Source organism: Streptomyces sp. NBC_00647 (genome assembly GCF_045207245.1).
In the GTDB taxonomy this organism is placed as follows: domain Bacteria; phylum Actinomycetota; class Actinomycetes; order Streptomycetales; family Streptomycetaceae; genus Streptomyces.
Map to the genome: position 1 here is coordinate 196,613 of NZ_CP109040.1, position 20,702 is coordinate 217,314.

17 protein-coding genes are annotated in these 20,702 nt (G+C 70.0%); 7 read left to right on the plus strand and 10 right to left on the minus strand.

Translation table 11 applies throughout. The features are described 5' to 3' along the window. Positions 1-31 precede the first annotated feature (31 nt). Positions 32-2,209: a bifunctional serine/threonine-protein kinase/ABC transporter substrate-binding protein gene (locus OG788_RS00925; RefSeq protein WP_406368462.1), complete on the plus strand. Its 2,178-nt coding sequence runs from the start codon at positions 32-34 to the stop codon at positions 2,207-2,209. Positions 2,210-2,212: 3 nt separating this feature from the next. Here OG788_RS00925 and OG788_RS00930 read toward each other — a convergent pair whose 3' ends face one another. From OG788_RS00930 to OG788_RS00940, 3 genes are all read right to left on the minus strand, one after another. Continuing rightward, on the minus strand, positions 2,213-5,119 hold the full coding sequence (locus tag OG788_RS00930) for an AAA family ATPase (RefSeq protein ID WP_406368463.1): 2,907 nt from the start codon (positions 5,117-5,119) through the stop codon (positions 2,213-2,215). 74 nt (positions 5,120-5,193) lie between these two features. Then, positions 5,194-5,991 carry a hypothetical protein gene (locus OG788_RS00935; RefSeq protein WP_406368465.1) on the minus strand — a complete coding sequence of 266 codons (798 nt, stop codon included), beginning with the start codon at positions 5,989-5,991 and terminating at the stop codon, positions 5,194-5,196. Between the two features lie 612 nt (positions 5,992-6,603). Further along, positions 6,604-6,819 carry a hypothetical protein gene (locus OG788_RS00940; RefSeq protein WP_406368467.1) on the minus strand — a complete coding sequence of 72 codons (216 nt, stop codon included), beginning with the start codon at positions 6,817-6,819 and terminating at the stop codon, positions 6,604-6,606. Positions 6,820-7,533: 714 nt separating this feature from the next. On the opposite strand from OG788_RS00940, the gene OG788_RS00945 reads away from it, so the two are divergent. Beyond that, complete coding sequence (locus OG788_RS00945; RefSeq protein ID WP_406368469.1) at positions 7,534-7,779, plus strand: hypothetical protein; 246 nt, start codon at positions 7,534-7,536, stop codon at positions 7,777-7,779. A gap of 176 nt (positions 7,780-7,955) precedes the next feature. Here the strand turns inward: OG788_RS00945 and OG788_RS00950 are convergent, their stop codons facing one another. Beyond that, entirely contained in the window at positions 7,956-10,826 is a 2,871-nt protein-coding gene (locus OG788_RS00950) for a protein kinase domain-containing protein (RefSeq protein WP_406368470.1), read from the minus strand. A 395-nt stretch (positions 10,827-11,221) separates the two neighbouring features. Beyond that, complete coding sequence (locus OG788_RS00955; RefSeq protein ID WP_406368472.1) at positions 11,222-11,437, minus strand: hypothetical protein; 216 nt, start codon at positions 11,435-11,437, stop codon at positions 11,222-11,224. A gap of 156 nt (positions 11,438-11,593) precedes the next feature. On the opposite strand from OG788_RS00955, the gene OG788_RS00960 reads away from it, so the two are divergent. The 3 genes from OG788_RS00960 to OG788_RS00970 all read left to right on the plus strand — a co-directional run bounded on the left by OG788_RS00960 (position 11,594) and on the right by OG788_RS00970 (position 13,610). Continuing rightward, on the plus strand, positions 11,594-12,562 hold the full coding sequence (locus OG788_RS00960) for a PIN domain-containing protein (RefSeq protein WP_406368473.1): 969 nt from the start codon (positions 11,594-11,596) through the stop codon (positions 12,560-12,562). Then, on the plus strand, positions 12,559-12,876 hold the full coding sequence (locus tag OG788_RS00965) for a hypothetical protein (protein ID WP_406368474.1): 318 nt from the start codon (positions 12,559-12,561) through the stop codon (positions 12,874-12,876). Before OG788_RS00960 ends, OG788_RS00965 begins: the two co-directional genes overlap by 4 nt. A gap of 218 nt (positions 12,877-13,094) precedes the next feature. Beyond that, positions 13,095-13,610: a hypothetical protein gene (locus OG788_RS00970; RefSeq protein ID WP_406368475.1), complete on the plus strand. Its 516-nt coding sequence runs from the start codon at positions 13,095-13,097 to the stop codon at positions 13,608-13,610. A 518-nt stretch (positions 13,611-14,128) separates the two neighbouring features. Here OG788_RS00970 and OG788_RS00975 read toward each other — a convergent pair. The 3 genes from OG788_RS00975 to OG788_RS00985 are packed head-to-tail and all read right to left on the minus strand — an operon-like array spanning position 14,129 to position 15,585. Beyond that, positions 14,129-14,953: a M57 family metalloprotease gene (locus OG788_RS00975; RefSeq protein WP_406368476.1), complete on the minus strand. Its 825-nt coding sequence runs from the start codon at positions 14,951-14,953 to the stop codon at positions 14,129-14,131. Beyond that, the gene (locus OG788_RS00980; RefSeq protein WP_406368478.1) at positions 14,943-15,203 is read right to left on the minus strand and encodes a hypothetical protein; all 261 of its coding nucleotides are present in this window, start codon (positions 15,201-15,203) and stop codon (positions 14,943-14,945) included. The genes OG788_RS00975 and OG788_RS00980 overlap by 11 nt, the downstream gene beginning before the upstream one ends. Positions 15,204-15,237: 34 nt before the next feature. After that, positions 15,238-15,585: a hypothetical protein gene (locus tag OG788_RS00985; protein WP_356756533.1), complete on the minus strand. Its 348-nt coding sequence runs from the start codon at positions 15,583-15,585 to the stop codon at positions 15,238-15,240. 927 nt (positions 15,586-16,512) lie between these two features. Here OG788_RS00985 and tnpA point away from each other — a divergent pair. Both tnpA and OG788_RS00995 read left to right on the plus strand, forming a co-directional pair. Then, positions 16,513-16,971 carry an IS200/IS605 family transposase gene (tnpA, locus tag OG788_RS00990; protein ID WP_406368479.1) on the plus strand — a complete coding sequence of 153 codons (459 nt, stop codon included), beginning with the start codon at positions 16,513-16,515 and terminating at the stop codon, positions 16,969-16,971. Continuing rightward, complete coding sequence (locus OG788_RS00995; protein WP_406368480.1) at positions 16,955-18,166, plus strand: RNA-guided endonuclease InsQ/TnpB family protein; 1,212 nt, start codon at positions 16,955-16,957, stop codon at positions 18,164-18,166. The genes tnpA and OG788_RS00995 overlap by 17 nt, the downstream gene beginning before the upstream one ends. Before the next feature lie 174 nt (positions 18,167-18,340). On the opposite strand, the gene OG788_RS01000 is transcribed toward OG788_RS00995, so the two are convergent. Next, positions 18,341-18,547, minus strand: a complete 207-nt coding sequence (locus tag OG788_RS01000) for a hypothetical protein (RefSeq protein ID WP_406368482.1) — start codon at positions 18,545-18,547, stop codon at positions 18,341-18,343. A 407-nt stretch (positions 18,548-18,954) separates the two neighbouring features. After that, the gene (gene dacB / locus OG788_RS01005) at positions 18,955-20,544 is read right to left on the minus strand and encodes a D-alanyl-D-alanine carboxypeptidase/D-alanyl-D-alanine-endopeptidase (RefSeq protein WP_406368483.1); all 1,590 of its coding nucleotides are present in this window, start codon (positions 20,542-20,544) and stop codon (positions 18,955-18,957) included. Between the last annotated feature and the right edge of the window lie 158 nt (positions 20,545-20,702).

A 20,702-nucleotide genomic window follows, 5' to 3' on the forward strand; every position in this document is an offset into this window, starting at 1 on the left:
TCGTACCAGGTGTCCACCGGGTGAGGCGCTGATGCAGCCGTTGCGCGGCGCCGACCCGGCCAGGATCGCGGGCTACCGGGTGCTGCGCCGGCTGGGCGCGGGCGGCATGGGTGTGGTGTATCTGGCCCGCTCTGCCGGAGGCGCGCTCGCCGCGGTGAAGGTGATCCGTGCGGCGCACGCGGACGACGCGGGGTTCCGGGCCCGTTTCCGCCGTGAGGTGGAGACGGGGGGCCGGGTCGCCAACCCCTGGGTGGTACCGCTGCTCGACGCGGACCCGGACGCGGAGTCGCCGTGGCTCGCCACGGCGTTCGTGCCGGGGCCCTCGCTGGCGGAGGCGGTGCAGGAGTGCGGGCCGCTGCCGTACGGGACCGTCCGCGTCCTGGGCGCGCGGCTGGCCGAGGCGCTGGAGGCGGTGCACGGGGCGGGGCTGGTGCACCGGGACGTCAAGCCCGGCAATGTGCTGCTCGCCGTCGACGGACCCCGGATGATCGACTTCGGTATCGCCCGGATGCCGGAGGACACCGCGCTCACCGCCAGCGGGATGGTGGTCGGCTCCCCCGGGTTCCTCTCCCCCGAACAGGCGCAGGGCAGGGGCCGGGAGATCGGGCCGGCCAGTGACGTCTTCTCGCTCGGCTGTCTGCTGGCGTACGCCGTGACGGGCGAGCGCCCCTTCGGGCATGGCTCCGCGGCCGAGGCTCTGGTGCGCACGGTCCATGACGAGCCGGAACTGGACGGCGTACCGGAGCCGTTGCTGCCACTGCTGCGGGGGTGCCTGGCGAAGGAGCCCGGCTCCCGGCCGGCGGTGGCCGAGATACGTCGGGCCCTGGACGGTACGGGCGAGGGCGGGGGCTGGTTGCCGGAGTCCCTGACCCGGCTGATCGCGCGCCGTTCGGCCGCCGTGCTCGCCCTGCCCGCCGTCGACGCGACCGAGGTGTCCGGAGCGTCCGGGGCGACGGTGGCCGACGCGGCGCCCGGCGCCGAGACGGCCGTCGGCCCGGGAGGTGCCACGCGCCGCCGCTTTTTGGTACTGGGCTCGGCCGCCGGGGTCCTGGCTGCCGGCGGAACGGCAGCGTGGTGGACGGCGAACGGCCCCGGCCGTACCTCGGCCCAGGGAAGCGGAACCCGCCTCCCGCGCCTGGTGGTCGCCCTGCACGCCGACCTGAGCGGCAGCGGCCGTACGACGGGCCGCGCCCAGGAGAACGGCGTCCGGCTCGCCCTCGACCACCTCAACTCCCGCGCCGGGCGCGGCTTCGACCTGGCGCTCCAGGTGCACGACGACGAAGGAAGCGCGACCCGGGCACGGCAGGTCGCCCGGCGGCTGGCGGCCGACGGCCGGGTCCGCGCGGTGCTCGGGCCGACCACCGACGCCGGTGCGAAGGCCACCCTCGGCCTCTACCAGCAGGCACGGCTCCCGATGGTCACCGTGTCGGTCGGACTGAACGAGGTGGACACCACCAAGTACCGGGTGTACGCGGCCACCCGCCCCGATGACGCGACCCTGGCGGCGCCGGTCTTCAGGTACCTCGTCCGCACCGCCGGGGCCCGCAAGACGGCGCTGATCGACGATGGCGCCGAGGGCGACTTCAGCTGGCGTCTGTGCGCCGGCGTCGACGAGGCCGTCCGATCCGCCCAGCGCACCACGGTCCGGCGCACCCTCGCCGCCGAGGACGGCGCGGACCGTGACTTCCGGGCCCTCGCGGAGTCGGTGACGGATGCGGGAGCGGACGCGGTGGTGTTCGGCGGCGGGTACGCGCGGGCCGCACAGCTGGCCCGGGCGCTGCGCTCCGCCGGCTACTCCGGTGCGCGGCTGGCCGGCCACCGCGCCCTCGACCCCCGCTTCCTCACCTCGGCGGGCGACGCCGCCGACGGATGGGTGTTCGCCACCGCCTTCCTCGATCCGGCCCGGGTGACGGCAGCGAAGTCCTTCGTCGCCGCCTACCGCGCCCGCTTCGACACCGCACCGCCCTGGTACTCCGCCGAGGCCTACGACGCGACGCTCTTCGTGGCCCGCGCCATGACGGCCCTGGGCGCGTCGCGCGCGGAACGGGGCGCAATCATGGGCCGGTTGCGCGAGACCGACTACCGGGGGATCACCAAACGGCTGCGCTACGACGCGTCCACCTACCGGTACGCGGACGCGATGTACCTGTTCCGGGCGACCAGAGGCGCCTTCCGCTGTCTCGGCGACTACCGGGACGCCACGGCCTGAGTTTCATCGTTCACGCGCGCGCCGGTCCAGGACCGTGCGCGTCATGAGGCCCGCCAGCGCCGAGCGGGACGACACGGAGGTCTTCCGGTAGATCGCCGACAGGTGGGTCTCGACCGTACGGCGGCTGAGGTACAGCTTGGTCGCGATGGCCTGGTTGCTCAGTCCTTCGGCGACGAGTTCCGCGATCTCCCATTCACGTGCGGTCAGTTGGTCGAGTTCCGTGGGAGCCAGGGGTGCCTCCTCTGCTGGGGGACGCACGAGCGCGGCCAGGTCGGACAGCAGGCGCGCGCCGCCGTCGTCGGCGATACGGCGGGCCCGCTCCCACATCGCGACGGCGCGCGGACGGTCGCCCGCGGCCTGTGCCTGGGTCGTCGCCAGCAGCAGGGAGTACGCCTCCCAGAGCCTGGCGCCGGAGGGTGCGTACGCCTGCGCGGCACGCTCGAAGAGGTCTGCGGCCGCGCGGGCGTCACCCTGGTGCTGGGCGAGCGCCGCCTCGGCCCGCAGTGCCGCCCCGCGCTGGCCGTGCAGCCCCATCCGGTCGGCCTCCTCGACGGCTCGTGCGGCCCAGCGCGCGGCCTGCTCGACGTCGCCGATCGCGAGGGCGGTGCTGACGAGGGTGTCCAGCTGGCCCGGGCGTATGGAGGGTTGCAGCCCCAGCAGTTCAGGACCGCCCGCCCTCAGGATGGCGTCCTGTGCGCGGTGCGGGTCGCCGCTCACGAGCGCCGTGTGACCGAGCACGCAGCCGGCCAGCGACGCCCACCAGTGGCGGCTTCCGCCGGCCGCGGCCACGGCCTCCTCGGCGGTCAGCAAGGCCCTGGTGTCGCCCAGAGGGCGGTGCGGGAGCAGGATCAGCGCCTTGAAACACAGGGTGAAGGCCAGGAGATCGCTGCTGCCGATGGCTCGTGCGACGGATTCCGCCTCCTGCGCCGACTCCAGGGCGGACGGCAGCCGACAGGTGTTGAGGTGCACGAAGGCCTTGCTGCTCAGCAGGTGTGGCAAGACGTGGACCTGGCCGCTGCGACGGGCGATGTCCAGCCCCCGGTCGGCGTGGCGTTCCGCGTCGGTGTAGCGCTCCAGCAGGGCTTCCGCCCAGGCCAGCCACACCAGCGACTCGCACAGTTCCGTGAGGTTGGGGTCGGTCAGACCGTCGGCGAGCCCGGCGGCGGCATCGGCGAACCGGCGGGCCGCCTCCGTCTCCCCTTCGTAGGCCTCGCCCAACGACCCCAGCGCCAGGGCCCCCATCTCTCCCATGAGGTCGCCGTGGGAGCGGGCCGTCGCGAGCGTCCGCTCGATGTCGTCGCGTACGTCGGGGTAGGAGACGGTGTTCAGGGCCGCCATGCCCAGCGCGAGCCCCAGGGAGACCGCCTGGCGGGGCTCAGGACCAGGGCTGCGGACCAGTTCCCGTTGCAGCAGGGCGATCGCTTCCGGGGAGTGTCCGAGGTGCCGTTCCATCATCGCGCACAGCGCTATCGCGTCCCCGCGCAGCGATGCGTCATCCGGCCCGGGCCTGCTGATCAGCGTGTGGAGCAGATCGCGGCTCTCCCGCAGGCTGCCGCCCACACCGAGGGCCCTGGCGCGCGCCAGCGTCAAATCCCCACGCCGCTGGGCGTGGGCGGGTGCCTCCGGCATGAGCCGCAGGACGACCTCCAGCAGATGTGCGGCGGTAGCGGGCGCCGTGTGGGCGAACTGGGCGGCCGCCTCGCTCAACACGGCCGCCGACACCGGATCCCAGCCGACCAGCGACCTCTCGACATGATGAGCCCGCTCGGCGGCGGAGGCTCCTGCCCGCGCCAGTTCGTCCGCCGCGCCCCGGTGGATCTCGGCGCGGCGCGGTGGGGGGGTGTTCTCGTAGACCAGTGCCCGCAGCAGCGGGTGGCGCAGGGTCCAGCGCCCGTCGGACCCCCTGCGCAGCAGATCCCGTCGCGCCAATGCACCGATGCAGTCGTCGAGTTCCTCCGCCGTGGTGGGTCCGGCCGTCAGGCTCAGCATCGCGGGCGTGGCATGGTCACCGAGGACCGCCACCGCTTCGACGGTACGGCGCTGTGCCTCGGTCAGCGCGGTCAGTTCGTCCAGCAGCAGCGAACCCAGTCCGCTCGGCACGCCGGACGCGGTGTCGTCGTGGGCCCGGATGGTGGTGCCGCGCGACGACGCGCCGTGCCGGTAGGCGTGCAGGAGGGAGAGGAGATAGAGCGGGTTGCCTTCGCTGGATTCATAGATCTTGCCGGCGTCGCCCGGTGGCAGGTCGGAGGCCAGCGCCTCGATCGAGTCCTGCTCGGGCAGCGGCCGCAGCGGCATGCGCAGTACGGCTCCGCTGTCGATGCCACGTGTCAGAGCGGCGGCAAGCGAGTGCGGCGTCTGCCGTTCGCGCCGGGCCACGACCAGCAGCACCCGGCCGGACGCGGGGTGTCGGATCAAGTGGTCCAACAGCTCCAGGGACGCGGGATCCGCCCAGTGCAGGTCGTCCAGGGCCATCACCAACCCGCTCCGCCCCCCGAGCCTGGTCAGCACTTCCGTGACGGCACGGTAGAGGCCGAATCGATCGCGGTTGCCCGTGCCCGACGCGGCGCCCTGCGCACTGTCGGCGCCGTACAGCACCGGTGCCGCCGCCTCGGGTACGTCGTCCGAGTCGAGAAAGGCACGATCGACGTCGGCGAACGCGTCCGTGAACGTCTGGAACGGAGTGTGCCGCTCGTACTCCGTGGCCCTGCCGCGCAGCACGGTCAGCCCACGCTGCCGCGCCCGCGCACAAAACTCGCTCAGCAGCCGGCTCTTCCCCATACCGGCGTCTGCGGCGATGTCGACCACGGCGGGGACGCCGTCCTGCCCCAGACCGGCGATCACCGAGTCGAACCGCCTCAGTTCCTCGGATCTGCCGACCAGCATCGTCGCCGTCCCGTCCACCGATGGCACCAGCGCGTCTCCATTCCCCACCGATTTTGCGTGATCATTCCAGAGTGGTCCCCTGGGCGGCCGGGCCCCGGCCATCAGACCTGGGCCGGTGCGCTCCCGCTGGGTGCGTCCTCGGCGCGGGTCGCCCGGGCCCGCCGGAGCGCTCCCCTCAGCCCTGCCAGCGCGGCGGCGGTTCCGGCGCCGACGGGAACGACCGGCCAGTACGCGATGCCGTTACCGAAAGCCGCGCACCCGAGGAGCGCGAAGCTCGCCGCCACCCCGACGACGAACCCGAAAACACAGGGCACGGACCGCTCCTGCCGCACCAACCTCACCCGGCCGTCGAGGCCGGCCAGGTACGCGGCGGCGGCCAGGGCGAGGGCGATCAGATACCCCATGATCAACGGGTACAGCGCGAACAACGCGATGTCCCACCCCCCGGGGTGCCAGCCGAGCCACACGTCACGCCCATTGATCTCCACGACCCGCCCATGCCACAGGCCCGCCTCGACCCGCTGGCCCTCCTGGAGGTCGTTCGCGGAGTCGTTCGGGACGCCGTTCGCCGTCTTCGTCTCGTCGCCGACGCGCAGTTCGATCGTGTACACGGTGGTGACGGACCAGATGCCACTGCCGCCGTCCTGTCCTCCGCCGTCTCTCCCACTCGTCGTGCGGGACGTCAGCTTCGTGATGGTGGCCTCGGCCGTGTGCAGCGTCCCGGTCGACCGTGCGTGCGCGACGCCCGTCTCCTCGTAGGTGCGCATGGCGAGCAGCAGGATCAGGGCAGCCATCACCAGGCGGAACACCCAGCGCAGCGCATGGCCTCGCACTGTCCTGGGCCGCCTCGTGCCCGGTCTGGTCCGCGACGTCGTGTCCCCGGTCTGCTCCTGCGTCATCGGGCCCCCTCGCCTTCCGGTCGGGAACAGACGAAAGCCGTCCCACCGGATCACACGCCGCACAGCTGACCATGGTTGCGGCCGACCACCCGGCCGTGAGCGCGTCACGGATGGTAGATGTCCCAGGTCGTCGACCCGGTGGGTGAGGGGTTCGGGGTCGACCGGTCCGCGTCGCACTGTGCGGCGCGCCGCCGGCGCCGGCACGAACTCATCCACCCAGCGTGAAACCCCACCGACCCAGATCCCGAGGGAAGTTCACAGATGCCGAAGAACCGACCACATCACTGACCTGGGGACCCATGCTCTGACCAGCAGCGACCACACCAGAGCGAACCGAACCGATTACCTAACCGAGCCGGCGGAACCCTGCCGGTGCGGGCGGGCGAGGTGATCGTCCAGGCCGATGACCTCGGCACCTGGGCGGCGGCGCAACGGACGGGCGAGTGCCCAGGAGTCGTCCTCTCCTATGCGGCCTCGATCTCCTTGATCTGGCCGCTCTTGGCGAAGTAGAGGACCACGACCTGCCGTGCAGGGCCTCAGCATAGAAGTCCGCTCTCACGTCTCCGTTGGCGGCGGTGCAAGGGCCGCCGCCGGCACGGGTGCCGCAGGGGGTCAACCTTCTCTGCGGTCCAGGACACGACGGGCCGCCTCTGCCTCTGCCGCAGGCGGCGACAACTCGTCGAGCGTGTCGAGTTCGGCGTCTGCCTCCAACTCGCTTTCCCAGGCCGCAGCGAGGCGCTCCTGCTCATCGCGTGGTGCGGCGTCGACAGTCTGCCGATCCTCCGGGTTCAGAGCCGCCAGAAATCTAGCCACCGAGTCCATCGGCATGCCGTACTCCTCATCGCTGGACAGCGTGTTGATTCCCGCCCAGCATGGTCAATCGGCTTTCGGTCGGTCGCCTGACACGGCTTCAGCACACTCGGATGGCCGCAGCCCGGACGGGCAGTCCCGGCCGACGCCCATCGGACCGCCACGGGCCGAACCACAGACGGTCTGTCCTGCAGACCGCCAGGGTCCGGTGATGACAGCACGGGCGTCGGCCTCTCTGCAGGGAACACTCACGACAGCCTCGGGCTGAAGCCGACGGTCGCCCATTTCCAGGTAGGACACGATCCCACCGCGAGCATTCCAAGCCCGAGCGACGCCACGCCGACAAGGCCTGCGACCTCCCTGACCTCAGGAGACGCCAGGAGGCCGTCCGTTGTTTCCAGCTCCTTGCCCCCTGGGCTTTTCTCCGCCGACACCCGCTAGCGCGCCATGGCTGCACGTCCGGGGGCCGACTTGGAGGCGATCTGCGAGACCGTCCCCGGGCGGTGGGCCCCGGGATACACCCAGTCGCTGGACGCCGAACCGCTCCCCTTCTGAACCCTCACGATTCGGGCCTGTTGAGACGCCGCCGGCAGATGAGGCTGCGGCGCGGTCCGCTCCACGAGTTGAAGCTGGACGGATGTAGCTGACACGTCGCCGACGGCCACCAGGGCGCGGGCGGTGTCGGTCGCCGCGCGGGTCCGGCGCTCTGGTGCGGGCAGTACGGCCGGCACCATGTCGGCGGCGTCCGGCGCCCCCGAAGGTCTGTCCGGCGGCATCCAGCCGCGGCAGGATCACCCGGCGGGCCTGTTCGCGCTGTCCCTGCCGTCCTTGGTCCGGCGGGCGGCGTGGCGGCTGTACGTCGACACCCCCGACGACATACGCCTGGCCCGCAAGATCCTCCGGAAGAAGTTACTGGAGCTGCTGATCACTTTGTCGATGGTCTACCGGCGTCTCGACCAGGCGCGCTTTCAGCCCTGACGGACGACGGATCGTGCTTCGAAGCATCTGATCTGTCCGGCCGGACTGGAGGCGCGCCCCCGGCCGGCACATCACCTGCCCAGTGATCACTACCGGATTTGTCAGACGGCCAGCCGCGCGTGGGCCCCACCGCCACCAGGCCAACACCGGCACGACCGGGAGTTCGTAAAAGCGAACTACTCGGCGCTCTCGGTCGAGCACTTGTCGACCGCTCGGTCCACGCGGACCGTGGCCGCCGGCTCGGCGGGCGGTGCTGGGGACGGCAGGGTTCGGGGTGCTGCGGAGCCCTGGTCAGCTCGCGCTTCCGCGGGGCCGCCCCCCGAACGGCCCTTGGGACACACCCTGGGCAGGCAGTCGTACTCCGGAATGCCCTTGCAGTGGTGGCACACCCCCGCCCAACCCCCCGCGATCGCCGCCCAGGCATGGTCCTGGTCGCCGATGGCGAGCGCGGTGACGAGGCGTTGGGCCGCCGCGGGGTCGACGGCGGCGATCTCCTCGACGACGACCACGGGCAGCGTACGCCGACTCCAGCCCCGAGGCTCGGCGGCCTCCAGCGACTCGGCGAGCGTGCGGGCGAACCGCACGGCAGCGTCGGCGGATCCGGAGACGATCACCGTGGTGATGGCCGCCCAGGCGCGGTCCTGGTCGAACTGGGAGGTGATCTGCTCGGCCATGTGCATCGCCGCGGGCGGGTTGGCAGCCGCCGCCACAGGGACCGCCGCCGTCAGCGCCTCGGCGCGCCGGGGCGGCGTGGGGGCGCGTCCCGCGACACGTGCCGCGGCGGCGGGGTCGACTGCGGCGAACGCCGCGGCGACACGATTGAGCATCCAGCAATCCCCGGCTTCGATCCTCGCCTTGAAGACCAGGCGTTCGGCGGTCGCGACGTCGAAGGGCGCGAGCGCCTCGGCGACCTGAAGCAACTGCATCGCGCGAGAACCAGCCCCCTCGAACTGTGTGTCCTTGCCGCGCCGGACGCCGATTCTCCTTGCCGTGGCCATGCGGGCGGCCTCCTTGAACAGCGCGGCGGCGCGCACTGGATCCAGCGGCATCACCTCGGCGGCGAACTCCGCCAGCGGCTTCGGCATCGCGCTCCGGTGCGCGCACTCCTCCGCCTGCCGCACGGCGTCGTCCAGCAGCGCCGCCGCACGTGCCGGGTTGGAGCCCGCGACAGCGGCGGCGACGCACCGCAGCGCCGTGGCGCGGTCGAAGGAACCGGGCATACGTCGGGCCAAGCGCTCGGCGAGGTCCGGTACGACCGGCGCGAGTTGCCGACAGATGCGGAACACGACCGCTTCCTCGTACCGGTCGAAGTCCGCCGACGCGAGCAAGGCCGCGGCAGCGCGCGGATCCGCGTCCAGCATGGCCAAGGCGACGTCCTGCCGCGCCCGGCGCCGGTTGTCCGCGTCGATGGTCGTGAGGATCCGCTGCGCCCGCGTCGCGTCGTCGCCCGCCACATGGCAGGCGACCGCCGTGAGTGCGTGCGCTCTCAGATCGGGATCGGGGAGCGCGGCGGCGACCCGCTCGGCCTCGCCGCGGTCGCAGGCGGCCAGGGCACGGAACACCGACTTCACCGGTGCGTGCGACGCCGGATCGAGCATCCGCATGACCTGCAAGCAGGCTTCGGTGTCCACCTCCGCCAAAGTCCCGGCGATGCGCTCCAGCCGATGGTTCCGTCCGAGGCCGCGCAGGTCGCTCGCGATGCGCACCGCTGCGCCCGGCCGCGTCCGAGCCGCTTCTTGCGCGATTCCGCACAGCGCGTCGTCCCGGGCCTCCATGTCGGCGATCTCGCCGGCCAGGCGCTCGGCCTTCCCCAGGTCCACAAGGGCCCACACCCGGGATAGCCGCCGCAGGTCCCACTGGCTCAACGCTCGGGCGGACCGGTGGAGCGCCGGGGCGTCGTCCGACGCGGCCTCGCCTCGCATATGGCGCTCCGCCTCGGTCAGCAGCTCTGCCGCGTGAGGTGGATCGTGCGGCCGGATGGCCTGAGCAATGGCGATGAGGTCCAGGTGCGAGACGTACCGTTCGCTCCGCACCGCGACGACCGCTTCCGCCCGCAGTTTGCGCGCTTCCTCGGGGGCTGACTTGGCCATTTCGGCGGCGATTGTGGCCAGCACGCGCCCCCGGGCGCCACCAAATTCGATGCGCCGCGCCGCATGCGCGGCGGCCGTCATGTCGGTCAGCGGGGCGCTTTGCGCACGGGGCACGGCCAGGGCGGGGTCACCGAGACGTGCGGCGACGTCGGCTGCAGTCGGACGGTCGGACGCCTGCCGCGCGAGCATCCGGTCGACCAGAGCGTCCAGGAATGGCGCCGCCTCGGCTCGCAGCGAACTGACCTGCGGCATCTGGCCCGAGGCGTGCAGCACGCGAAACGCGGCGAACCGGGATTCCAGGAAGGGCGGACGCCCGGTCAGCAGGTGGAACAGCGTGGCGCCCAAGGCGTACACGTCGGCGGCGGCGCCTACGGGGACGCCGTCGAATTGTTCCGGTGGCATGTACGCCGGAGTGCCGATCACGCTCCCGGTCTGTGTCAACTGGGGGTCCGCCGAGTCGAGCAGGCGCGCGATCCCGAAGTCGCATACCTTGCACGTACCGTCGTCCAGCATCATCACGTTGGCCGGCTTGATGTCGCGATGCACGATGCCCGCGGCGTGTGCCGCCGCCAGCGCGCTGGCGATCTGGCTGGCGCAGGCGAGCGCCTGTTCAGGCGGCATGCCGCCGGGATGGTCCCGAGCCAGCACCGCTCGCAGATCGCGGCCGCGCAGATACTCCAGCACCAGGTAGGGCGTTGTCCCGTGCTTCCCGGCATCGTGGACGGCGGCGATGTTGGGGTGCTGCAACCGGGCGGTGGCCCGTCCCTCACGTTCGAACCGCAGGAGGAACCGGCGCTGGTCTGCGGGGTCTTGCGGAAGCCGAGGGTGCAGCAGCTTCACGGCTACGCGCCGGTGTAGCTCCAAGTCCTCGGCGAGCCATACTTCGCCCATTGCACCGTGGCCCAACGGTTCGTCGAGCCGGTACCGACCGCCCAATTGCGTCCGCGCCCACCCCATGTCCGCCCTCTTCGCAAACGTAGCCGAGGTACTTGTCAACCCAGACGATTCACGCCCGGATCCGGTTCGCTCGCGTGTCCTGCCGCGAAGGCGGCGGGGGCACAGCTCAGCCGTGGCATCGCTACTTCGCACCGAGCGCCAGAGCTACGGGTCCGGGCATTGTTGCCGTCAACCAAGTGGGAAACGAGAGCAGGGCTGGCCGATTCGCAGATCTTCATCAGTGATGATGCTCGCGCGCTGAGAGTCGAACCGAAAGCCGCATATCGCCCTGCGGGCCCGCGGATAGGGGCGCGGGAAGGCGTGCGGAAACCGATGAGCGCCGGGCACCTGTTGCGACGCGCACACGGACAGTCCCGGGGCCCCATCGGGTAGACGGGGCCCGGGGACGAAGCCGCCTATGGACGACTGTTGAAGATCACCGTGTCGAGGCGGGAACCGTGCTGCGGGTGGTCGGCGCAGTGGCAGGTACCGATGCGGATGTAGGCAGAGTTGCGGTCGATGCTGGCGATGACGACGGTGCCGGTGGGCTCAGCGATGTAGAAGGAGAGGCTGTCGGCATCGACAGCCTCGGGGTTGACGGCCTCGTAGAGATGGATGGCGGGCTCGGTCATGATCTGACCTCTCGCGCAGGTGGGCACGCCCTCATGGGCCGCCCTTCACCCCTAGGGCGGCGCGGCCCTACTCGAACAGGGTTCGGGGTGCCAGCCGCTGGCAGGATGGGCCCGACGGAGCGCACCGAGCTCAGTCCGGGGGGAGCGAACAAGGGCATGCTGAGAGCCGGAACGACCTGTACCGACGCGATCAATTTCCTGGAGCAGGATCTCGTGGCCGGGAGCCTCAACGACGTCTCTATCCGGATCCCTCACACGATGAGAACGGGCGCGGATGCCGAGGCCGAGATACGGGCCGTGCGCAGGCGGTACGACGAGTGGACCTGGAAGGCCGCCGAGGAACTCAACCGGCGGTTCAGCGACCGGGAGATCGCGGGACAGCTCCGCGCGGGCCGCTACCGGGCGATCCTCACCGCACCGTTGGACGAGGCCCGGCTGATGATGTACGTGGAAATCACCGAGCTCCAGGACTACTTCAGAACCCTGGCCAACCGGGTGCGTGCCCTGCAGGAACGGTACGGGCGCGCCAGTGCCGTCCGGTACGCGGTGCTGGACACGAACACCACGCTGCACTTCACGCGGTTCGACAAGGTCCCCTGGCAGAAGGTGTTCGGGAAGGGCACCGCGGTCATGGTCCCGCACGTCGTGGTCGACGAAATCGACATCAAGAGCTACCAGACCGGGGACAAGAAGATCTCCCGGCGGGCGCGCGGCGTGTTCCGGCTGCTGGAGTCGGTGCTGGAAACAGAGCCTGAGAAAGCGACCGCGGACGACGGAACCCCCGTGTTCATCTCGGCCGATGAGCCCGGGCACGCCCGCCTTCCCGTTCCGGACGACGAGTTGGTGGCCTCGGCACTGCGTCTGCACCAGGCCGTCGCTCCCGCGGAGGTAGTCGTCGTCAGCCGCGACATCGGCGTACGGACCCGCGCCCGCACCTGGGGGCTGCCGGCACGGCCCCTGCCCGACACGTACCTGATCGAGGGCGGCGAACTTCGCCGGCAGGAACTGGAACAGGCAGCCGCCGAGCTCGTGCCGGGCGGGGGCGTACCGCAGCAGCCCGAACCGAAGGAATCCGCCGACTCCTCCCCAAGCCCGGCGGCACGTCAGGCAGGGAACGGCTCATGAACGAACAGGACGGGCAGGGTCGCCAGGAGCGTGCGGACGCGGTGGACCGCGAGATGGCCGCACGCCTGCTGCCCGGTCCCGTTGTGCGGGCGCTGGGCCGCTGGTGGGAGGTGAACGCGTCGGCTTACGCGGACGGGACACCCGGCGCACACACGGTCCGCTACACGCCCAGCCGGTGGGCGCAGATCACTCCGTGGCCGGAGGCGCTCGCGCCCACCTCCGCCGACGGGGACGCTGCGGTCAGCCGGGCGGAGGTGGCCTCGGCCCAGCGCATCGTCGCAGGCAGCAGTTCCTTCGGACTCAGCATGCCCTGAGATCGAACCGCCACCAAGTGATCCGAAAGAGAGGTCCTGGGTGTCGGGGCGCGGCGACGATGGCCCTTACTTCTGCGCCCGTCGAGTGTCCCCGGTCGTTCACTCGCGCTGATCACGTGGCCGGTGCCGGATCTCCGCCCGCTGGTAGCCTCTGCACGCGCTGACCAGCGCGGCCGTCCAGGAATCGATCCTGCGGCTCCGTTCTTCGAAAGAGTGACGTGATCAAGCGGGTGCACATGACCGCCGGAGTGGTCTTGGCGGCAGTCATAGCGTTGTCCGGATGCGGTGCCACGAAGCCGGGCAACGCCAAGTCCTCTCCACAGTCCGCGTCGACGGCAGCGGCGGGCGCCCCCGGCGCCGACTCAGGGTCGCCTACCGGTGAAGACGGCGACACCCAGCGTTCGCGGCCGACCGAGCGTTCCACCCCCACGCCGTCCCTCTCCGTCGCTGCCACCCGGCCCCTGAAGGACGGCACCGCCGTGCTCACACACTGCGCGGACGCCGACGACCCGTACACGACCGTCGTGGTCAGGAATCCTAACGAGCGCGAGGGCACCTTCGGCGTGAAGATCAACTACAAGGACACGCACGGCTTCACCATGAGCGAGACATACGAGCAGGTGCTGGTCGCCGCGAAGGGCAAAGCGAGAGTCCGGGCGGCCGTGGCCAGCGCGGGCCCCCTCGACGAGATCGAGCGCTGTGAGGTCAATCCCCGGGCCACCGCCGTACATTGACGGCCTACCCGGCATACCGCAAGTGTGACCGCACCAGCTCGGTCTGGCGTGTGGTGCAGGGCGGGCAGATCCCAGCCACATGAGTACGTCGAATGTGACACTGGTCTTGTCAGATCACTCAGACCGGCAACGCCCCGTAATGGCGTTAACGTTGTCGAGGCTGGCTCAGTAGCGCCGCATCCGACCGTGCTTCAAGACGCCCGGGTACCCTACCTGCGGCCAAGACGCTGCCCGACCTCGATTGCTGCCGGATTCGTTCCCGTATCGAGCTCTTGGCCAGGCCGGGTGCCGGCAGATCCAGGGCAGTTGTCGACGTGTACGAACCACACCGGCAACTTGGCTGCAGAGCCTGGAGTGCTACGCCTGCGAGGTGTCCGGGCACCCGGCCTGCGAACACGTCTACTTGGTAGTTCGGGAATGTGACCTTCGGCTTGGACCCCGCATGGACGGGCTCTTGCGGCTCGACAGAGCCGCTGCTTCCTGCTGACCGCCGCCATGCGGCGCCGCAGTCAACTCCTTCAGGCGGCAAGGAGGTTGAAACTGGACAGCGGAGGTCCGTAGACCTTCTGGGCGCCCACCCGGTCGAGTTCGGAGATGGCGAGCTCCCGCGATCCCACACCACCGCAGAAGTAGTGCATGACCGATTGCGGGTCGTACTGCGTGAGGTCCACTGTTCCCTCGGTGGATTCGTCGGGGCACAGGGCGGGCGCGCCCGAGCGGATGTGTTCGTGTCGGAAGCCGATGGCATGGCCCAACTCATGCCGCAGTACGCCCACGCGGTCGAAACTGGTGGTCTGGTACGACGGGTCGATGAAGACGCGCCTGCGGTTCTCCGGGTCGTTCGGGAAGAACGCCGCGGCGATGAACTGGCCCCCGGAGTCGAGGTGTCGTACCGGGAAGACGACTTCGGGCGGCCGCAGCGAATCGCTCTCGTCGGCGGTCTCGACGTGCTCGAACTGCACGCCGCAGGTCGCCGACCAGTCGTCAGTGGCGCGCCGCATGTTGTCGACGACCGACTCGTAAAACTCCTCCTCTGGGAAGGTCTTGCGCAGGACGCAGTACTTCAGGACCGTGCCCGGCTCCCAGCGGAGGAACTTGCCGTCCTGCAGGATGCCGAGCAGGCCGCTGCTCGGCTGCCCGAGCGGGCTGATACCGCTGCCGATGGTGCCGACCCCCGTTTGTGCCAGCAGCCGGGCAGCCTTGCGCTGTGCCCGCAGTGCCCTCTGCGCCTCGGTGTAGACATCGAGTTCGTCGGCGTCAAGCAGCAGATCACCCTCCACCCGGTAGAACACCTGGCCGTCGATGACGATCTCGGGGCGCCTCACGTCGGAGCTATCTGTCATTTTCTGTACCTCTTTCGAGCAGTTGCGGCCGGAACAGCCTGATCCACTCGACCATCATCTGGTCACGATCCATGAGCTGGTCGCCCCGGGCGACCCGGAACGACTCGGCGTCCACCTCGACGAGGGGGAAGCTGTCCTTCCAGGCGATGAACTCCGGCTGCGACGCGACGGACTCACGCAGCCCGGGAAACCGGTCCAGCAGGCGGCCTTCTTGTGTCCGCTGTTCACTTGCGCCGTTCTCGTCGGGCACTGTTCGCTCCGGATAGTCCGTGCTCAAGACTCGGTTACTGCCAGAGCACGCTGGCGCGCACCTTGATGTCGGAGTTCCACTGGATGGAGCCCACTATCTCCAGGATGCCGTCGTCGTGGGGAACAACGTTGGCGACGCTCATCGTTGCCAGCCCTCGGAACGGGACGTTGTTCCCGTCGACTTCGCAGAGCGACACGAACGCCCGGCTGTACGACTTGAGAGTGGGGCCGCAGATGAGCCGCCTGGCGAAGACGCCGTGCGCGGGGAAGAAGAACGTCGTGTAATCGACGATCCGCTGCTCTCCGTCGGCTTGGTCCTCGGGTTCAAGGAGTTCGTCCCGGACGTCGATCTCGACCTGTTCCGGGGATGCGTACGAAACCATGTGATGCCCGCCTTCTGAAAGGCGTCAGCGCTTCTTTACCGTGCCTCCGACCCGAGGCACACGGTCGACCGCGCCAAGAAGTTGACGCAGGAACTAGGTGGGTGATGCGGAAGGTGAAGGAATGCCGCACTTCCGCAAGCGCAGTCTGGTTCCAGGCTACGCTCCGACCTGCAACCTTGCAGCGCGGATCACTGTCCGCACCCGCGCCGGAAAACGGGGTCGCCAGGTGGACCGACGACGTCGACAAGGGTGTGGAGTCAGCACTCGTACCGGCTGCGAGCGCGTCGACATGGGCAAGCCGTCATGAGTGCGATGGTGTCCGCTGGACGGCTTCATCGCCGGTGAACACGACCGGGTGGGTCCGCTGTTCGACTGGTACGGCGATGGAGACGACAGCTGGACTCAGCACCCCCAGGGCGACAACGAATGCCGTACCACGCAGGCGTCGGCCGACTTCACGCGCGCCCGCTACCGGAACGTGGCCTGCGTCCGGCCGCTGGCAGTCGCCTGGAGGGTATCGGTACGCCATGGTCCATCCGCGCGGTCGATGAAGCCCAGCGATGCTGCCGTGATGCGTTTGCGGGGGCACCCAACCGGAGCCAACGTCAATCTCGCCCAAGGCCGATTGGCGTTGCCACTGACAACTCGTCCGATCGAGAGCTTGCTCGGCCTGTCGAGGAAGGCGCCTCACCGAAACCGACGCCCTCGGCCACGCAGCAGGGCGGGTCCGCCGCCACGGAGGAAGTGACGGACCCGCCTGCGTCCACGTGCCATCAGGACCTAGCGAAGGGACCGCGCCTTTAGGCGTGGGGGGAATCGCTTCTCAGTGCTGCTCTGACCTCAACTGTGTCCACGGATCTGCCCTGTCGGCCTCGGGTTATCGATATCAGCAGATATTAGATACATGCCGTGCATACATTGGTGATTGTGGCGGTGACTCGGAAGGTCCGCCGGTATTCCGGCGGCGTGTACGACGTGGGACTGCACGTGGTGTGGTGCCCGAAGTACCGCCGCCGGGTTCTCGGCGGCCGGGTCGCGGTCCGACTGCGTGAGCTGATCGAAGCGAAGGCTGCGGAGAAGGGCTGGGAGATCATCGCCCTTGAGGTGATGCCCGATCACGTGCACCTGTTCGTCAGGCACGAGCCGAAGGCGTTCGCGTCGTACGTGGCGAACCAGTTCAAGGGCTTCACTTCCCGCGTTCTGCGCGAGGAGTTTCCGCACTTGAAGTCGCAGATGCCGACCCTGTGGTCGTCGTCGTTCTTCGTCGCCTTGGTCGGCGCGGTCAGCGCGGACACGGTGGAGAAGTACATCGACACCCAGTGGGAACGCCCCTGGACCAACAAGCGGAAGAAGAAGGAGAAGGAGGAGCGTGCACCGCGCGTATAAATTCCTCCTCCGTCCCACCGTCCGCCAGAGCTCCGCGCTCGGTGAGATGCTGCGGGATCACTGCTCGCTCTACAACGGGGCGCTGCAGGAGCGCCGTGACGCCTACCGGCACGCCTCGAAGACCACCGTCCGGTACGGCGACCAGTCGGCCCAGCTGAAGGACATCCGGGCGTTCGACCTTGAGCGTCAGGGACGCTGGTCTTTCTCCTCCCAGCAGGCCACCCTGCGCCGTCTGGACAAGGCGATGCAGGCGTTCTTCCGCCGGGTCAAGGCCGGCGAGAAGCCGGGCTACCCCCGCTTCCGGGGCGTGAACTGGTTCGACACCGTTCAGTTCCCGAAGGACGGCGACGGGTGCCGCTGGGACTCCACCCCGCACGACCCGGTCACCCGGGTACGCCTCCAGGGTGTCGGGCACGTCCGCGTGCACCAGCACCGAGCGGTCAGGGGCCGGGTCAAGACAGTCGGCGTCAAGCGCGAGGGCCGGCAGTGGTACATAGTCCTGGCCTGCGACGAGGTCCCCGCCGAGCCGCTGCCCGCGACAGGCGCGGTGACCGGCATCGACATGGGCGTCGCCCACTTCCTGACCACGTCCCAGGGCGAGCACATCGCCAACCCCCGCCACGGCAAGCGCAACGCCGCAGCCCTGGCCAACGCCCAGCGCGCCCTCAAGACGTTCCCGCGAACGAAGCGGGACAACCGCACGGCCAAGCACCGCCGGGCCGTGGAGAAAGTCGCCCAACTGCACCGCAAGGTCAAACGGCAGCGCGCCGACCACGCCCACAAAACCGCCCTCACGATGGTCCGCACCTACGACGTGATCGCGCACGAACGCCTGAGCATCGCGAACATGGTCCGCGCACCCAAGCCCGAGCCCGACCCCCAAAACCCCGGCGCCTTCCTGCCCAACGGCACGGCGGCCAAGGCAGGACTGAACAAGAGCATCCACGACGCGGGTTGGGGGGTTTTCCTGGGCATCCTCGCGCACAAGGCTGAAAGCGCCGGTCGCATGCTGGTTCCCGTGGACCCCCGCAACACCTCCCGCACCTGCCCCCGATGCGGGCACGTGTCCGGCGAGAACCGCACCACACAGGAGAAGTTCGAGTGCGTGAAGTGCGGGCACACCGCCAACGCCGACACGGTCGGCGCACTCAACGTCGCTGTCAGGGCCGGGCTGGTCCTTCCCGACGTGGCCTAGCCACCGACAGGAGAAGCCCCCCGGATTTATCCGGGGGGAGGAGTCACACCGTCCCCGGCGCGCGCGGTCTGCGTGGAAGTTCAGGGGGCCTCCGGCTCCGCCGATTCGTGGGCGATCCCCCGCCCGACCTCTACACGGCGACCATCCGCCGGACGCACGGTCCCCGGGTGCCGGTCAGCTCGGCTGCGCACCGGCTGGGAGTGCCAGGCTGGCAGGCGCGCTGGGCCATGCGCGCTCGGGCGCGGGCTGAGCGGAAACCTGCAAGGGGAGCATCACCCGCTGAAGGTCCCTGCCGATCCGCTCGGCCTCACCGCGCACCTGCGCCGGCACATCACCGCGCTCCGCGATGAGCTGTGTGTAGATCGGGGCTTCCTGGAACACGAGCGACGCGTCCTTCCTGTCGGCGCCTCGCGTCGGACACGGAGGCAGCCGCCGAGTGTACGGGGCCGTGCGGCACGCCTCCAGTTCAGCACTGGCCGTCGGCTGTCCCGAAGCACGGTGGAGAAGGTCGGCGGGCATGGCGGTCGCGTTCGTGGTCGGCGCCGCCAGGCCGTCGGCTGCGCGAGATGCGGGCGCGGCTTCGGCGCGTAGGACCCGTCGGCGGCAGGGCGTGCAGCGATCCCCCGCCGCCGGCGGTTGACTCGCCTGCCGGCCGTACTGCCCGGCGGGGGCATCGCCGGTGCCCGGGCGCCGCACCGACCGCCGGAGTGTGCACAGCACAGGTGTCGCCTCGCTTTCGAAACGGCCCCTGGTACTCCGGGCGGCGGTGCGGCGGTGCCGGCGGAGCGCTATGCGTGTGCCGAGGCCTGCTCCTGGAGGAGGGCGGTGATCTGGTTGACGTCGTTGAAGATGCTGATGAAACTGTCGAGGTTCTCGGTGGCGGCGCCGTTGACGCCGACGAAGAAGGTCAGCAGACGGCCGTCGTCGGTCTGCAGATAGCCCGCCTCGTTCTGCGCTGTGGCCGCGAGCTCCTGGTTCAGGTCGTCGTCACCGATGATCGTGCCGGGCTTGGCGAAGACCTTGCCCTTGGCCGGACAGTTGGTGGTGCAGGAGATCCCGTTCGAGCCGTCGACGCCGAGGATCGGGAGCAACTTCCGGAAGGCCTTGGCGTCGGGGGTGTGCAGCCAGTAGGTGAGGAGCTCGACGAGACCGTTCGGGGTGACCCGCTCGGCCGGCACGCCGCCACGCCCGTCGGCGAGCTGGAACTGTTTCGGGTCGATCTGCGCGACGTCGGTGAGGAAGTCGTGCTCGATCGGGAACGCGTCGAAGCAGTTCTTGCTCCCGCGTGCGACGGCCATGTTGCACAGGGCCAGGTTGGCGCCGAGGTTGTGGCTGACCTTGAGGATCAGCTTGGCGTACTGGCTGTAGGGCGGGGAGACGTACGCGGCGACGCGGGGGGTGTTGCGGTAGGAGGCAGGCAGCTGTTTCTGCGGGTTGGGGCCGGTGGGCGGCGCGGTGACGGTGACACCGACGCGGGCGAGGGCCTCGATCAGCGCGGTACGTCCGAAGGCGTTGGGGTCCTTGATGTTGGAGACCCGCAGCAGCGGCTGTGAACCGGCGGCGATGGTGCCGGAGAGGTGGATCTGGGTGCCGTCGGGCGAGGCGGTCACGTTGACGGAGGTGGTCCCCCCGCTGGAGACCGTCTTGACGGTGGAGGTGACGTGGTACGGGGAGACCTGCGGGCGCCAGAACAGCTTGGCCGGCTGCCCCGGTTTGGTCGGGGTCGTCAGCAGGTCGATCAGGTTGTCGTTGAGGATCAGCGGGGTGGGCTGCGGGCTCAGCGCGGGAGGGGTGAACAGACGGGGGTCGATGATGACGTTGCCGTCGACCCTGGTGATGCCCGCGTCGCGGATCTGCCGGGCGATCTTGTTGATGCCGGCGAGCGGGTTCTCCGGGGTGAGGGCCGCGCCGGGGAGTGCGGCCTCGGTGTGGTCGATGTCGGTGTAGTCGACGGACCCGTCGGGCTTGGTACGCCCGCCCATGGTCAGGTCGCCCTGGGCGACCAGTGCCAGGTTCCCGTGCAGCGTCGACCCGGTGCGGGTGCCGGTCGCCATCACGGGAGTGGTGAAGCGGTGGTTGGGGCCGAGGGTGTGCCAGGCGGTCGAGATGGTGACCAGTTTGACCGTCGAGCCGGGGACGAAGAACTGGTTCGGGAACTGGGAGTGGATCACCCGGCCGGTCTCCGGGTCCGTCTCCAACACGCCCCACTGCGCGTGCTTGTATTCGGGCTTGTGCATGATCGCCTCGATGGCGGGCCCGAGGTCGTCGTCGTGCGCCGCCGCCGGGGGGCCGGCGGCTGCCGCCCCCGCCAGAACCACAAGTGTCGCACCAGCAGCGGACCAGGTCCGGAGCCGGCCACCACTAATCATCGGTCTCATGCATTCCGCCGTTTCTGGAGTCGAAGAAGCCGAGTCGGACAGGCCCGCATCGCACGGGGCCGACTCGCACGGGCCCTACTCGCCGGTGACTTTCTGGCGGGGCGCTCCTGGCGGCATCGTAAGAACACAAACCCGCACACATTCCGCAGCTCGGCTCC

Excerpts from the sequence above, each read along its gene's own strand:
- OG788_RS00935 (WP_406368465.1), bottom strand. The coding sequence starts at position 5,991 with ATGACGCAGGAGCAGACCGGGGACACGACGTCGCGGACCAGACCGGGC.
- OG788_RS00965 (WP_406368474.1), top strand. The coding sequence starts at position 12,559 with ATGAACGAACAGGACGGGCAGGGTCGCCAGGAGCGTGCGGACGCGGTG.
- OG788_RS00945 (WP_406368469.1), top strand. The coding sequence starts at position 7,534 with ATGTCGGCGGCGTCCGGCGCCCCCGAAGGTCTGTCCGGCGGCATCCAG.
- OG788_RS00960 (WP_406368473.1), top strand. The coding sequence starts at position 11,594 with ATGCTGAGAGCCGGAACGACCTGTACCGACGCGATCAATTTCCTGGAG.
- OG788_RS00975 (WP_406368476.1), bottom strand. The coding sequence starts at position 14,953 with ATGACAGATAGCTCCGACGTGAGGCGCCCCGAGATCGTCATCGACGGC.
- OG788_RS00925 (WP_406368462.1), top strand. The coding sequence starts at position 32 with ATGCAGCCGTTGCGCGGCGCCGACCCGGCCAGGATCGCGGGCTACCGG.
- OG788_RS00940 (WP_406368467.1), bottom strand. The coding sequence starts at position 6,819 with ATGCCGATGGACTCGGTGGCTAGATTTCTGGCGGCTCTGAACCCGGAG.
- dacB (WP_406368483.1), bottom strand. The coding sequence starts at position 20,544 with ATGAGACCGATGATTAGTGGTGGCCGGCTCCGGACCTGGTCCGCTGCT.
- OG788_RS00955 (WP_406368472.1), bottom strand. The coding sequence starts at position 11,437 with ATGACCGAGCCCGCCATCCATCTCTACGAGGCCGTCAACCCCGAGGCT.
- OG788_RS00985 (WP_356756533.1), bottom strand. The coding sequence starts at position 15,585 with ATGGTTTCGTACGCATCCCCGGAACAGGTCGAGATCGACGTCCGGGAC.
- OG788_RS00950 (WP_406368470.1), bottom strand. The coding sequence starts at position 10,826 with ATGGGGTGGGCGCGGACGCAATTGGGCGGTCGGTACCGGCTCGACGAA.